Raw genomic sequence first — 14,715 nt, 5'->3', positions numbered from 1 at the left:
AACCAAAACTATTAACTCCTGAAAGGAGATAAACCAGTCAGGATATATAAAATTTAATTATTTTAATTATGAAAAAATCAATTATTCTATCAGTTTTTGTAGCAGCAGCATTCACAGCGAATGCCCAGACTACTGTACAAGGAAGCAAATTCACAGACAACTGGTCTGTAGAGCTAAAAACCGGCATGATAACTCCTGTAACCCACAGTGCATTCTTCAAAAATGCTCGTCCGGCTTTGGGAATTGAGTTTACTAAGCAACTGACTCCTGTTTTCGGACTGGGTGTTCAAGGTATGGGATATATAAACACCTCGAATAGCAAAACAGCCTTCGATGCTTCCGACCTTAGCTTATTGGGTAAAGTCAACCTGATGAACCTGTTCGCAGGCTATACGGGCATTCCCCGCATATTCGAAGTCGAAGCCGTAGCCGGTGCGGGATGGCTGCACTACTACATGAACGGCCCTGGAGATGTGAATTCCTGGTCCAGTCGTTTCGGACTGAACCTCAACTTCAACCTCGGCGAAAGCAAGGCGTGGACTATCGGAGTGAAACCGGCACTGGTATATGATATGCAAGGCGACCACAACCGGAGCCGCTTCAATGCAAACAATGCGGCATTTGAACTGACAGCAGGCGTAGCCTATCACTTCGGTGGCAGCAACGGAAGCCATCACTTCACTTTGGCAAAACTATATGACCCAGCCGAAATCAATGAACTGAACGGTACGATCAATAACTTGCGCCAACAGGTAAATGAAAGAAACAACGTGATAAATGATGCTACCCAGACAATCGGCGGGCTGAAACAAGAACTCGACAAGTGCCGCAATGAAGCAGCAAAAGTTGTTGTAGTGAAGAAGACAAACCTGATTCCGGAATCTATCATCACGTTCAGACAAGGCAGGTCTACAGTCGATGCTTCACAATTACCGAACGTTGAACGCGTAGCTTCTTATATGAAAAAATATACGAATACAGTGGTTACCATTAAAGGATACGCTTCTCCGGAAGGCAGTGCCGAAGTGAATGCAAGAATTGCCAATGCACGTGCTGAAGCAGTGAAGTCCATCCTAGTGAAGAAGTACAAAATCAGTCCCGACCGTATTACAGCCGAAGGTCAGGGAGTGGGCGATATGTTCACGGAACCGGATTGGAACCGCGTTAGTATCTGTACCATTGAAGATACAAATAAATAAGCTAAAAAATAGAGTGGATAAATATCCCACTTCACAAAAAAATGAGGAGCAAAATCAACAATAGTTGTCTTTGCTCCTCATTTCTTTTATTCATTCCATCATTTAAAGTAGCCCACAGGATGATTCAGCATAGGAATCTGGGCATCTTTCAGTTTCAAAACCTTCTTTAGCTGAGTGGCATCCATCGAACCACGCGGCACTGTAGCCAACTTGGCAGCAGAGCAGAACAAAGAGATATTCTGTGAAACAATACCAACATCCATAGCTCCCACTACTTGATTCTGTGTTTTTTGAGCATCACCAAAACGGGAAACATCACTAACTAATACCAGGGATAACGGAGCCGCTTTCACAAAGTCCTGTCCGCCGGCAACCGCATCACGATAATCTCCTTCGGCAACCAAAGTTAACTGATGATTTTTTGCGTCATACAAATAGCTCCCTTCGGGCAGTATCACATACACATCTACATCCTGCTTATTCAAAGCCGACGGAGCTGTCCGCTTTCCGGACTCCGGACGATTGATTCCGTTAGCAGCCCATAACAAATCCGACAAGTCAGCAAGATTCAATGCCTTCGAAGCATATTCGCGTGTAGACTGACGTTCGGATAATGCTTTCATCACCGCACCGGCACGATTCAAATTGGGCTTTGGTAACTTAACGACTTTATCAGCAGCAGAAGCAGCCACTGAAAGCACTAAACAAACTAATAATAGTTGTACTTTTCTCATAACTGTGGTATTTTTAAAGTTATGAGGCAAATATAATCAAAAAAGGGAATCTATTTTTATTTTTTGAGTATTCTCTTTAAATAGTTGACATCCAACAACAAATTCACTGTTTCAAACTTTCCTTTATAGAATGCGCCCCAGTTATTGAAGACACAAGGCAATTCCTTTGCTTTTTGCAGCGTATCCACTTGAATGAAGGAAACCGGAACATCATTCACTTCACAATGCTGCTTTACGTTCTCAATGCTTTGACAGATATAGGGGCATTGCATATCATAATAAATGGTTAGCTCTTTGTTTTCAATCTCCAGTTTCTTAGCATTGGGAGCAAACGCAGGTGTTGTTCCATCAAAAGAAAGTGCAAGCAGTTCATACCCATTATCGGTAGTATCAACAACCTCAAAGCCAAACTTCCTTGCAAATGACTGGTCAGAAAGCCAGGATTTTTGTTTCTTCGCTCCAAGCATACAAACACCGGATTTACCTTTTTCTTTGGCATCAGCCAAGCAATACTCCATCAGTGCGCGCCCATACCCATTCCCTTTCGGGCCACCCGTAACCCACAGGCAATACACATAATAATAGTTGTTGCCAATGATAGGCACCCAAGCCATTTCAAGAGGAGCATATTCTATGAAAACGCAGCCTTTTATGTTCAACTTTCTGAAGACATGTCCTTCCTTCAAGCGTTCTGCAAGCCATTGCCGCTTTGCTTCAACACCCGGATGAGGCTTTTTACTACGGATAATACAGCACAAATGCTCACTGGCAAGGTTTTCTGTTGTCAGGTTTATAAAATCAGTATTCATAGGTATTCTCACTTCAAATTTATCTTTGTTGAATGTATCGCAAATATATGTATTTATAATCAGATACACATCAGTTTTTTGATGAAATTTAATTGGCAAAACTTTGCCACTGCGATGGCAAAAACAGAAAAAAACGCTATACTTGCAATCTAAAAATATACTAATAGCTGACTAAGATTATCATGTTATTAAACCTAACAGAAGAACAAATCATACAATTAGCCCCGGATGCAGCTTCCGTGAAAGCGGGAAAAGGCTTAGCGACAAAAGCCAAATGGGTGTTGCTGGAACACAGCGACCGCGCCATCTGGGGACACTGCCAAGGAAGTGGAAAGACTCCATACCAGACCGTAGTCGATACAAAAAATGTTGCATTCAAATGTTCGTGCCCAAGCCGGAAGTTTCCATGCAAACATGGGTTGGGACTTCTATTTTTGTATGCCGCGCAAACTGATTTATTCAAAGAAACGGACGAACCGGACTGGGTGACTGCCTGGCTTTCCAAACGGGAAGAGAAAGCGGAAAAGAAAGAGCAGAAAGCCAAAAGCGATGCTCCCGTAGACGAAGCAGCGCAAGCCAAACGGCAAGCCATGCGCCATACCAAAGTGCTGAACGGTATAGACGAATTGGAAATCTGGATAAAGGACTTGTTGCGCAACGGGTTCATCAACATACCGGAACGGGCTTATACTCTTTTTGACGGTATTGCCCGCCGCATGATCGATGCACAGGCTTCCGGACTTGCCAACCGGTTGAGAACCATTCAGGAAATCAACTTTTACGATGAAACCTGGAAGTACAAACTGACCGACCAACTCGGAAAGCTCTATCTGCTGATGAAAGCCTATAAAACCCTGGAACAGCAACCGGAAGACTGGCAGAATGAAATCCGCACCCAGATAGGCTACCCGCAGTCCAAAGAAGAGGGGCGGGCGGGAGAAGCCGTTGAAGACCAATGGATAGTACTCCACAAAAAGAGCCAAAAGGTGAATGAACTGAACAATGATATCTACTGGCTGCATGGCCAGCAAAGCAACCGTTTCGCCGTTTACCTCAGCTTCACGACTCCCGGCTCATTGCCCGAATACAACCTTGTGCCCGGAAGCATCTATCACGCCAAACTCTGTTTCTACAAAGGAGTAGGCAACCTGCGCGCACTGTTCAAGGAGTGCGAATTATCCGGTGAGACATACATTCCGCATTTTTGCAGCAACCTGCAGGAAGCCGCAAGCCGATACAGGGAAACGCTGCAAGTCAATCCGTTTGCCGAAAACGTACCTATATTGGTAGAGAACATCAGGCTGTCCACACAAGGAAAGCAACTGTACATACAGGACGTGAACAACGAACGCATGCCCGTGCAGATGCAGGAAACAACGAAAACAGACATCCTTGCCGTCACAGGCGGAAAGCCTTTTGCCGCTTTCCTGCTGGCGGATGCCAATTGCTGGGAACTGAACACGATGTGGTATCAATCTAACTGTTATATTTGGAGAGATGAACATAACTGAGCCAATCATAAATGCAGCATTACTGGGAACTGCAACCAAAGAATTCACCCCGTCCGGCTTCCCGGAAGCATTGGAAGAGAACTTCCGCCTCCTTCAAGAAAAAGCCGAAGATGCGGAAGCCGCTTTCTATCAGATAGCAGCGTTAACCTTCGCCTATCAGCGTGCCGGAACAGAACCGCAGTCCGCCGAAGAAACCACTGCCATCAGTGAGGCTCCGGAAGACAGCCTGCCTTATTTTGACCGCACCGTCGGCGAAATGCTTGTCCAGATGGTAAACGAGCGTAACCGATACCTCTTATTATATGCTTACCGGAAAGCGGTGCAGTGCAACAAGCTGATTCCGCCTTTCTATCTGCGCCCGCTAATCTCCCGAGCCTACGACCGCAACAACCCCGACAAGCACGAAGAACAGTCATTGCTCTCTTTACTGACGGGAAACCGTGGCCGCTGGCTACTCTCGCACATGGAACTTCCCGACTGGGGAGACACCGGAAACGAGACTTGGGAAACCGCCTCGCACGAAGAACGGAAGCGAATGTTGCAACGCCTGAGAAAAGAAGTCCCGGAACAGGGACTTGCCTTGTTGCAAACCGAATTGAAAAACGAGTCCGCCGCCCACCGTGACGAACTGATACAGTGCCTTCGTATCAACCTGAGCAAGAAGGATGAACTTTTCCTACAAGAAATTATCACCACCGACCGAAGCAGTAATGTAAAAGAAACCGCCCGCCGGCTGTTGTGCAGTCTGCCCGACTCCGAGCTGGTAAAGACATACTGCGACTTGCTGCGTGGAAAACTCCGTCACAAGATGCTGCTGGGCTGGTCGTATGAGAAAATCGCTTTTACTCCGGAACTAAAGAAATTAGGACTGGAAGAAGTCAGCCCCAATAAAATGGAGAAGGACGACGAATTTCTTCTGCGTCAGCTTGCGGAACGTGTACCCCTCAGTTTCTGGGCGGAATTATACGATTGTTCTCCGGAAAAGGCAGCCGCCAAACTGGCAAAAAAGCCTCCGTTCAGTCAATACTTCAACCTGCGCCGGCCGATAGTGAATTTCAATGATAACTTATGGGCTTACCAAACGTTGAAAGAAGATGCGAGTGAACATTATTTTGCTTCGTTGATAGGATTGCTGACACCGGAACAACGGGAAGAAATCGACTTCCAGACCACAAACAAGAACCTCAGTGTGCTTGACTCCTGGTATAATGAAGACAGAAAACAGTGGGGACCCAAGTTCTCCGCACGGGTGTTGCAGCGATTGTTTCAAAGCGATTATTATTATACTCCCAAAGAAACCGCAGAACGCCTGGCGCTCTACTTACCCCGGGAAATATATCCTCAACTGGAGAAATATACCCTGACACATGAATCGGACCACTTTGCAGCTAAATTCAGTCGGTTGATAGCTGAATACATGAGAATGAAAGAGAAAATAAATACCATATTCAATGACAATAAATAATATAAAAACGATATGAGTACCTTACTTAGACAACATGCCGAACAGCAATTCGCAGAAGAGCTGCACGAACTGAAAAAGAATGAAACAAACTCTGTTCCCGAAAATTGGGAAATGTCTCCGCAATCGGTAGTCACCTACCTGATGGGTGGCAAACTGAAGAACGGATTTGAAGTTTCACCTAAATATATAGGTAACCGCCGCCTGATGGAGATTGCAGTAGCTACTCTGGTAACAGACCGCGCATTGCTGCTATACGGACTTCCCGGTACGGCGAAAAGCTGGGTGAGCGAGCATATTGCCGCTGCCATTTCCGGCAACTCCACACTGATAGTGCAAGGTACTGCCGGAACTGGAGAAGAAGCCATCCGCTACGGTTGGAACTATGCCCGACTACTGGCAGAAGGACCCAGTGAAGGTGCACTGGTGCAAACCCCAATTATGAAGGCTATGCAGGAAGGTAAGATAGGACGTATCGAAGAGTTGACACGTATCGGTTCTGACGTGCAGGATACTCTGATCACTATTCTTTCGGAGAAAACACTTCCGGTTCCGGAGTTGAATAAAGAAGTACAAGCGATACGCGGTTTCAATATCATTGCAACAGCAAACAACCGCGACAAAGGAGTCAATGATCTGTCGAGCGCCTTGAAACGGCGTTTCAATACCGTTATTCTTCCTTTACCGGATACGATTGACGAAGAGATAGACATTGTACGCCGCCGCGTGGAAAGCTTTGAAAAGGTGATGCAGCTTCCGGCAGAGAAACCGGCACTTGAAGAAATCCGTCGGGTGGTTACCATCTTCCGCGAACTTCGCCAAGGGGCTAGCAATGACGGAAAGACGAAACTGAAAAGTCCAAGCGGAACGCTGAGTACGGCTGAGGCTATCTCCGTGGTGAACAATGGCCTGGCTATGGCGGGATATTTCGGAGACGGACAGATACATGCCGAAGACCTTGTTTCGGGTATTCTGGGTGCAGTGGTGAAAGACCCCGTACAGGATAAAGTGGTATGGCAGGAGTATATGGAGACGGTTGTGAAGAACCGCGATGGATGGAAAGATATTTACCGGGCTTCAAGAGATATGATTTGATAAGAGTATCTCAATTAAGTTACTACATAAATCATCTGCTAATCAAATAAAATCTTAATGAACTAAAAGACTCAAAAAATGTCCATTCATTTATTAGGAATAAGACACCACGGTCCCGGTTCGTGCCGGAATGTACTGGAATACTTGCAGGAGCTAAAGCCTGACCTTATCCTTCTGGAAGGTCCGGCAGAAGCTGAGGCATTGCTTCCATGTGCATTGAACGAGCAAATGGAACCGCCTGTTGCCCTGCTTGCCTATCAACCCGACCAGCCGCAGAATGCCGTGTTCTATCCGTTCGCTGAGTTCTCTCCGGAGTGGCAGACGATATGCTATACAATGCGCAATGAAGTGCCATTGCGTTTCTTCGATCTGCCCCTAGCACACTCTATGGCGCTGAGTCAAAAGCCTGCCAAAGAAGAAAAAGAAGAAACGCCGCAGGACGAACCGGAAGGACAAGAGACGACACAGGAAGTTATTGCTGAAACGGAAACAGGCATTCAAGAAGCGGAAATAAGTGCAAAGAAACAGGAAACTGCCTCCGAAACCGAAGAAGAAACCGGCGATATATACAGAGACCCTTTCGACTATCTGGCGGAAGCCGCCGGATACACGGATGGCGAATGCTGGTGGGAAACGACCATCGAGCATCGCAAAGACAGTGCCGGCGTATTCCTGGCAGTGCAAGAAGCAGTGACCGCACTACGTGAAGAACTTCCCAAACAGACCTCTCCCCGCGACCTGCTCCGTGAAGCCTGGATGCGCAAAATGATACGTGCTGCACAAAAAGAGAACTTCGAACGTATCGCCGTGGTTTGTGGTGCCTGGCATGTGCCTGCACTTGAGAACATGCCCAAAGTGAAAGAAGACAATGAACTGCTGAAAGGACTTGCCAAAGTAAAAGTGGAATGTACCTGGATACCCTGGACCTACGACCGCCTCTCCTTCCGCAGCGGGTATGGAGCGGGAATAGAGTCTCCCGGCTGGTATCATTATCTCTGGCATCATCCTGAAGATGATGGTACTCTCTGGATCAGCCAGGCCGCCTCGCTTTTCCGCAAAAAGAATATGGATATTTCAGTAGCCCACGTCATCGAAACGGTTCGTCTGGCACAGGTGACGGCTGCTTTGCGCAACCTCCCCGCCCCTTCGCTGGCAGAGTTCAACGAAGCCATCACCACCGTCATGGGCTTTGGTGACGACATCCTCCTGCAAATCATCAAAGAGGAACTTATCATCAGCGACCGTTTGGGGCGCGTTCCGGACAATGTTCCCAAAGTTCCCCTTCTGGTAGATGTGGAAAAGGCACAAAAGCGGCTACGCATTCCGTTTACCGCTGAAATCAAAGAACTGACGCTCGACCTTCGTAAACCGAATGATTTGGAAAGAAGTATCTTCTTCCACCGCCTGTACCTTTTAGAAATAGATTGGGCCATCCCGGGCAGCTCCGACGGTAAAGGTACGTTCAAGGAAAAATGGACGCTTTACCACAAACCGGAACAGATCATCAGCATCATCGAAAAAGCCATCTGGGGAAATACACTGGAAGAAGCCACCCAAAAGTATCTGCTCAAACAGACCGCAGAGATAAGGCATATTCCGGAACTCACCCGGCTGCTTGACCGGGTAATCCCTGCCAATCTACCGGACTTAGTGGAAGCCATGACCATGCAACTCGACTGTCTTTCGGCTGCCTCTACCGATATTATCGAAATGATGGAAGCTGTTCCCGATCTGGTCAGCATTGTCCGTTATGGCAATGTGCGCAATCTGGATTTCTCCAAAGTAGGTAATATGCTTCATGCCATGATTGCCCGTATCCTTGCAGGAGGCGTGCTGGTCTGCATCAATGTCGATGAAGAGGCGGCGGCGGATATTCTCAACAAACTGGTGTCTACGGACTATGCGGTATCCACCCTTAACGATCCGGAACTAAACACCATGTGGCTTGAATTTATCCGCCAGGTGCGCACTTCCGTCAATGTGCATCCGTTGCTGTCCGGTTACGCTACACGCTTGCTGAACGACAAAGGGGACATCTCACCGGAGGAGGCACAGAACACCCTCAGTTACTATTCTTCTGTCGGCAACGCTCCGGCAGACATGGCATATTGGTTCGAAGGATTTCTCCGTTCTTCCGGAGCTATCCTGTTGTTGGATGACAATCTTTGGAATCTTGTAAACAACTGGGTATGCGGGCAGGATAAGGAGACTTTCATGGAACTGCTCCCCATATTGAAACGCACATTCAGCGAGTTCGCCCCACCGGAACGCCGCAAACTGGGCGAAAAAGCCAAAGCAAGCAATGCAGGCGGCATACAGACGCAGACGGTCACAGTCTCCGCCCACAATGAAGCGGAAGCAGCCAAAGTAATCCCGCTGATCCGCCAATTATTAGGAATTGAAACGAAGTAAAGAGTAAACTATGGAAGAAGAATATCTGAAAAGATGGCGCCTGATATTGGGTGGAAACGAGGCCGACGGTACAGGCATCACGCTGACGCAGGAAGAGCAACGCATCGACCAGTCTCTGGAAGCCATATACGACAGTGACCGGCGCGGCGGACTCGGCTCGTCCGCCCCAAAAGTAAGCCGTTGGCTGGGAGACATCCGCGAGTTTTTCCCGCAGACGGTGGTACAAGTTATACAACGCGATGCCATCAAACGGCTGAACATCACCTCACTGCTGACGGAAAAGGAAATGCTGGAAACCGTAGTGCCGGATGTGCATCTGGTAGCTACACTAATGTCGCTCAGCCGTGTAATCCCGGAAAAGAACAAGGAAATGGCACGGCAGGTAGTCCGCAAAGTAGTGGATGAACTGTTGCGCAAACTCTCCGCCCCTACCCAACAGGCTGTGACGGGAGCACTCAACCGTTCCGCCCGCCGGAGAAATCCACGCTATAACGAAATAGACTGGAAAACCACCATCACCAAGAACCTGAAAAATTATCAGCCGGAATATAAGACGATTATCCCGGAAGTGCGCATCGGTTACGGCAGGAAGCGGAAAGCGATGAAAGACATCATTCTCTGTCTGGACCAGAGCGGTTCAATGGGAACATCGGTGATTTATTCCGGAATATTCGGATCGGTGCTGGCTTCCATTCCGGCAGTAAGCACGCGGATGGTAGTATTTGATACGGCAGTTGTAGACCTGACCGATGATTTGCAAGACCCGGTAGATCTGCTTTTTGGCGTGCAGTTGGGTGGAGGTACGGACATCGCCCGTGCCCTGACCTATTGCCAGGGAGTGATTACCCGTCCGCAGGATACGGTACTGGTGCTGGTTACCGACTTGTATGAAGGTGGCGATGCCCGGGAAATGCGCAAGAAGTTCGTATCTTTAGTGAACAGTGGTGTGCAACTCATCGTTTTGCCTGCACTGAATGACGACGGCGCCCCCTCTTACGACAAGAGCCATGCGGAGTTTCTGGCAAATATCGGTGTACCGACTTTCGCCTGTACACCCGATAAATTTCCCGACCTCATGGCGGCAGCGCTTAGCAAACAAGATATAGGGATGTGGATATCGCAGAACATCAAAAGTACTTAGTTCTGTGAAAGCCTGTATTCATTAGGGGCTACCCCTACCAGTTTCCGGAACAGGTTGCTGAAATATTGCACGCTTGAAAAGCCCAATATTTCGGCAACCGAACTAACGGTATTCCCATTAGCGGACAACATTCTCTTGGCTATCTCTATCCTTTTCAACTGGAAATATTCATCCAGGTTCTTCCCCGTTTCAAACTTCAACAGGTCCATGAAATAGCATGGCGACAAGTGAAGTAGATTTGCACAATACTTCACTGTCGGCAATATCTTGGTCTTCAACTGCCCGGAGCGGATATATTCATCCAGCAGCGTATCCATTTTGCACAATATTGTCTTATTCGCCTCATTCCGCGTAATGAACTGGCGTTCGTAGAAGCGGGAGCAATAATCCAGCAACAATTCTATATATCTTGAAATCAACACCTTGCTATGGCAGTCTATCGCATGCTTTAGTTCCTGCTCTATATTGCAGAAACACTCCACAGCTTTCGTTTTCTCACGCAACGACAGATGCAACGCTTCATTGGGACTGTAAGAGAAGAACGGACAATGCCTGACGTGCAGCTCCAGAGAGGTATTACACAGAAAGTCCGGATGGAATGCCAGCAGCCAACCTTTTTGGGGAAGAACCTTCCCGTCATTCATATCGATAGATGCTCCCGGAGCCAGAAACAACATGGTGGCATTGGAATAGTCGTAGTATTTACGTCCATAGATATAGTCGCAACATTCACTTTCCAGCAATAACAGGGTGTAAAAGTCGAACTTGATGGTACGTTGCATCACGTTGGCTTTGGATAAGTCAATAGCACTCACCAGCGGATGCAGTGTCTTGTTGCCCAGGCAACAATTACACTGATGTACGGTCTCTATGTTCAATATATCCTTTTTCAAAGCTATGAATTTTGCAGTCGGTATTCGTTCGGGGTGCAGCCTACGCGCTTCTTAAACAGGCGGTTCAGGTGCTGCGGATACTGAAATCCCAGCCTGTAAGCAATCTCGCTGATGGTTTCTTCCGCTCCGAGGATGTGCTCTTTAGCCAGTTCGATTACCTTTGTCTGTATATGTTCCTGGGGCGTTTTCCCGGTTTCCTTCTTAATCATATCACCAAAGTAATTGGGAGAAAGATAAATCCTGTCTGCGAAATATTTCACTGACGGCAACCCCTCCTGCATCGGAAGACCACTCTGGAAATATTCATCCAACAGTTGTTCGAACTTCGTCAAGGCATCTTTGTTTGCATTGCTGCGGGTGATGAACTGGCGCTCATAGAAACGCATGCAATAGTTGAGCAAGAGTTCTATGTTCATTGCAATCAATGACTTGCTGTGCTTGTCTATAGGATGCTCCAATTCGATGCTGATTTTCTTCAGGCAGTCCATCACGGTTTCTTTCTCCTGGTCGGACAGGTGCAAAGCCTCATGCACTGCATAAGAGAAGAAGGTATAGTTCTTTATCGTTTTCCCAAGTGCAGTCCCGTGAATCAAATCGGGATGAAAGACGAGACCGTAAACGGGCTGGCTGATTTGGTCACCAACCGTACTCACACTAATCGTCTGTCCGGGTGCAAAACAGACAATAGTACCTTCCTGATAGTCATAAGACTGACGGCCGTACTTAATATCACAAGTCTTTGCCAGCTTCAAAAAAAGTGCGTAAACACCATAATGCATTTGTATTTGATTGACCGCTTTCGTCGCTTTCGTAAGGTCGACAACACTTACCAAAGGGTGCAATGTTTCAAGTCCGTACAAATGATTGTACTGGTCCACATTATCCAGATTTATAACCTTTTCCATAATCCTAAGTATTTGAACAGCAGCAAAGATATGAATTATTTTTTCAGAATAATAAGGTGTCTGTAATAAGGGTTATACTATCTGTAATTGGGGTATAACTTTCATTCATTACTGAGCGGTTATGAATCAGTTGACGAGGTAACAAGTTGACAAGGGGACAAGTTGACAAGGGAACAAGGTTCCATGCGGTATAGAAGCATTGTGCAGCCCCTTGTCCCCTTGTCAACTCGTTCCCTTGTCAACTGAATTTCCTTCATTTCTATACCAGATTTGAATGAAATGATTTGCGGACTATCTGTCATTCTGAGCTTGTCGAAGAATCTCTTCCTCTGCTGTATAGCGCAGCCTTATGCTAAGAGAGTAGATCCTTCGACAAGCTCAGGATGACAGATAGCACAACTGAATCGCTTTTGCTCATTTCTGAGCGAGAATACGCAGAAACTGTAAAAAGGGTTATTCAATCTGTAATCCGGGTATCCTGCAATAACATGAAGACAGCTAATTTTGCAGCATCCGATAGTTCCCTATGGAGAACCATTAAAACGATTACAAATTAAATAACTGAAAGACGTATGAATACAAGAATGAATTTTTCTTTTTACAACCCTACCCGCATCCTATTCGGCGCAGGCGAACTGAACAATCTGCACAAGCAGACAATGCCCGGCAAGAAAGCCCTACTTTTGATTTCAAATGGTAAGTCGACCAAGGTCAACGGTTCGCTCGACCGCACGATTGAACAATTGGAAAAGGCCGGCATAGAGTATGCCATCTTCGACAAGATTATGGAAAACCCGTACAAAAGCGTCGTCATGGAAGGAGCCGCTTTTGCCAAAGAAAATACCTGCGATTTTATTCTGGCTCTCGGAGGAGGTGCCGTACTCGATGCATCAGTCGCAATAGCGGCAATGGCAACGAATCCGGGCGACTTATGGGATTATGTTTTTGGCGGCACCGGCAAAGCAATGCCACTGAAAAATCCGGGATTGCCCATAGTTACCATTGCCACAACTTCAGGAACAGGCTCCGAAATCAATTGCTGGGGCGTTATCTCCAATCCCGACACGAATGAGAAAATCGGTTTCGGCGCACCGGAACTGACTCCCGTTCTTGCCATCGTAGACCCGGAACTGATGCGAACCGTTCCCGCCAAATACACGGCATACCAGGGATTTGATGCTTTGTTCCACAACACAGAGGTAATGATAAGCAACGGTGTAAATATTCTGAGCGAAGCGATTGCATTGTCCGCCATCGAGAATATCACGAAATACCTGCCACGTGCAGTCAGAGACGGAAATGATATGGAAGCAAGAGAACGCGTCGCTTATGGCAGCACAATGGCAGGCATCACCATGCAACTGACAAGCACCACGGCCGAACATTCCATGGAACACTCCATGAGCGCCTATCATCACAATCTTCCTCACGGTGCAGGGCTGATTATGATTTCCAAGGCTTTCTATGAGTTCTTCATCGAGCGTCATGCCTGCGACGAGCAGTTCATCAAAATGGCAAAAGCAATGGGCATTGAAAATGCCGACAAGCCGGAAGATTTCATCACGGCACTTGTCAAATTGCAGGAGGATTGCGGTGTGGCCGATTTGAAGATGAGCGATTACGGGTTCCGGAAAGAAGAATCCATGACGCTTGCCCGAGGCGCCCGCTCCATGCAGGGAGGATTATTCCTTGCCAATCCTTGCGAAATGACAGATGAAGATTGCGCGGGAATTTTCGACAAATCCTATCGTTGATGGATGGATGGGCGAACCTTATAAGTCATGCCAGTGTTTTTAATATAAATATACGCTTCAAAGTCTGACGAATATAATTAATATCAAGAAGAAAAAAGATGAAAGTATTACTGATAAATGGAAGTCCCCGGAAAAACGGAAATACACATTTGGCTTTATCGGAGGTAGCAAAGGCGCTGAATGAAAACGGAGTAGAAACAGAAATCATTTCTATCGGAACAAAAGCCGTACAAGGTTGCATAGCCTGCAATCGCTGCACTGAATTGGGACGGTGTATCTTTAAAGACGAATTGTACAACAACATCCGCCAGAAACTGGAAGAAGGTATTGACGGACTGGTAGTAGGCTCACCGACCTATTACGCCGGTCCCAATGGTTCGCTGTGCGCCCTGTTAGACCGTCTTTTCTATTCAAGCTCGGAGTTGATGGAGTACAAACCGGCTACAGCAATAGCTGTTTGCCGGAGAGGTGGAGCCAGTGCTACTCTTGACAGATTGAATAAGTATTTCACAATAAACCATATGCCTGTTGTTTCTTCCCAATATTGGAATATTATTCATGGAATGATGCCGGGCGATGTCCTGCAAGATGCGGAAGGATTACAGACTATGCGAATGTTAGGCAGAAATATGGCCTGGTTATTGAAAAATACGGCTGACGGGCAGCAACACCCTGAAGCAGAACCTTTGGTACGGACAAACTTTATCCGTTAATTGAAATCATAATAGAACCATTGAGTTCTCACAGAGAAGCGTAAACAGACTGAAACGATGTGTTTCCATAGTCTGTTTGCGCTTTTA

12 protein-coding genes are annotated in these 14,715 nt (G+C 46.9%); 8 read left to right on the top strand and 4 right to left on the bottom strand.

All coding sequences use genetic code 11. From position 1 onward, the window contains the following. The first annotated feature begins 68 nt into the window (after nucleotides 1-68). On the top strand, nucleotides 69-1,199 hold the full coding sequence (locus QZ135_RS08125; RefSeq protein ID WP_294607692.1) for an OmpA family protein: 1,131 nt from the start codon (nucleotides 69-71) through the stop codon (nucleotides 1,197-1,199). 98 nt (nucleotides 1,200-1,297) lie between these two features. Here the strand turns inward: QZ135_RS08125 and QZ135_RS08120 are convergent, their stop codons facing one another. Continuing rightward, nucleotides 1,298-1,933, bottom strand: coding sequence for a SagB/ThcOx family dehydrogenase (locus QZ135_RS08120; RefSeq protein WP_294607689.1), 636 nt, complete (start codon nucleotides 1,931-1,933; stop codon nucleotides 1,298-1,300). Between the two features lie 56 nt (nucleotides 1,934-1,989). Continuing rightward, on the bottom strand, nucleotides 1,990-2,742 hold the full coding sequence (locus tag QZ135_RS08115) for a GNAT family N-acetyltransferase (protein WP_294607687.1): 753 nt from the start codon (nucleotides 2,740-2,742) through the stop codon (nucleotides 1,990-1,992). Nucleotides 2,743-2,924: 182 nt separating this feature from the next. Between QZ135_RS08115 and QZ135_RS08110 the strand changes: the two genes are divergently transcribed. From QZ135_RS08110 to QZ135_RS08090, 5 genes are all read left to right on the top strand, one after another. Continuing rightward, nucleotides 2,925-4,253: an SWIM zinc finger family protein gene (locus tag QZ135_RS08110; RefSeq protein WP_294607685.1), complete on the top strand. Its 1,329-nt coding sequence runs from the start codon at nucleotides 2,925-2,927 to the stop codon at nucleotides 4,251-4,253. Then, the gene (locus QZ135_RS08105; protein WP_294607682.1) at nucleotides 4,240-5,718 is read left to right on the top strand and encodes a DUF5691 domain-containing protein; all 1,479 of its coding nucleotides are present in this window, start codon (nucleotides 4,240-4,242) and stop codon (nucleotides 5,716-5,718) included. Before QZ135_RS08110 ends, QZ135_RS08105 begins: the two co-directional genes overlap by 14 nt. A 12-nt stretch (nucleotides 5,719-5,730) precedes the next feature. Beyond that, nucleotides 5,731-6,810, top strand: a complete 1,080-nt coding sequence (locus tag QZ135_RS08100) for an AAA family ATPase (protein WP_217715567.1) — start codon at nucleotides 5,731-5,733, stop codon at nucleotides 6,808-6,810. A gap of 78 nt (nucleotides 6,811-6,888) precedes the next feature. Then, nucleotides 6,889-9,222 carry a DUF5682 family protein gene (locus QZ135_RS08095; protein ID WP_294607679.1) on the top strand — a complete coding sequence of 778 codons (2,334 nt, stop codon included), beginning with the start codon at nucleotides 6,889-6,891 and terminating at the stop codon, nucleotides 9,220-9,222. Between the two features lie 10 nt (nucleotides 9,223-9,232). Then, nucleotides 9,233-10,363, top strand: a complete 1,131-nt coding sequence (locus QZ135_RS08090; protein ID WP_294607677.1) for a VWA domain-containing protein — start codon at nucleotides 9,233-9,235, stop codon at nucleotides 10,361-10,363. Here the strand turns inward: QZ135_RS08090 and QZ135_RS08085 are convergent. Both QZ135_RS08085 and QZ135_RS08080 read right to left on the bottom strand, forming a co-directional pair. Next, the gene (locus QZ135_RS08085) at nucleotides 10,360-11,256 is read right to left on the bottom strand and encodes an AraC family transcriptional regulator (RefSeq protein ID WP_294607674.1); all 897 of its coding nucleotides are present in this window, start codon (nucleotides 11,254-11,256) and stop codon (nucleotides 10,360-10,362) included. The genes QZ135_RS08090 and QZ135_RS08085 overlap by 4 nt on opposite strands. 2 nt (nucleotides 11,257-11,258) lie before the next feature. Beyond that, complete coding sequence (locus QZ135_RS08080; protein WP_217715571.1) at nucleotides 11,259-12,161, bottom strand: helix-turn-helix domain-containing protein; 903 nt, start codon at nucleotides 12,159-12,161, stop codon at nucleotides 11,259-11,261. Between the two features lie 572 nt (nucleotides 12,162-12,733). Here QZ135_RS08080 and QZ135_RS08075 point away from each other — a divergent pair. Both QZ135_RS08075 and QZ135_RS08070 read left to right on the top strand, forming a co-directional pair. Beyond that, the gene (locus QZ135_RS08075) at nucleotides 12,734-13,915 is read left to right on the top strand and encodes an iron-containing alcohol dehydrogenase (protein ID WP_294607672.1); all 1,182 of its coding nucleotides are present in this window, start codon (nucleotides 12,734-12,736) and stop codon (nucleotides 13,913-13,915) included. Between the two features lie 98 nt (nucleotides 13,916-14,013). Continuing rightward, entirely contained in the window at nucleotides 14,014-14,628 is a 615-nt protein-coding gene (locus QZ135_RS08070) for a flavodoxin family protein (protein WP_294607668.1), read from the top strand. Nucleotides 14,629-14,715 lie beyond the last annotated feature (87 nt).

Origin of the sequence: uncultured Bacteroides sp. (assembly GCF_905207245.1) — a bacterium.
Classification (GTDB): domain Bacteria; phylum Bacteroidota; class Bacteroidia; order Bacteroidales; family Bacteroidaceae; genus Bacteroides.
Note: the sequence above shows the minus strand (reverse complement) of the source record. Positions and strands in the feature narration are given on the sequence as shown.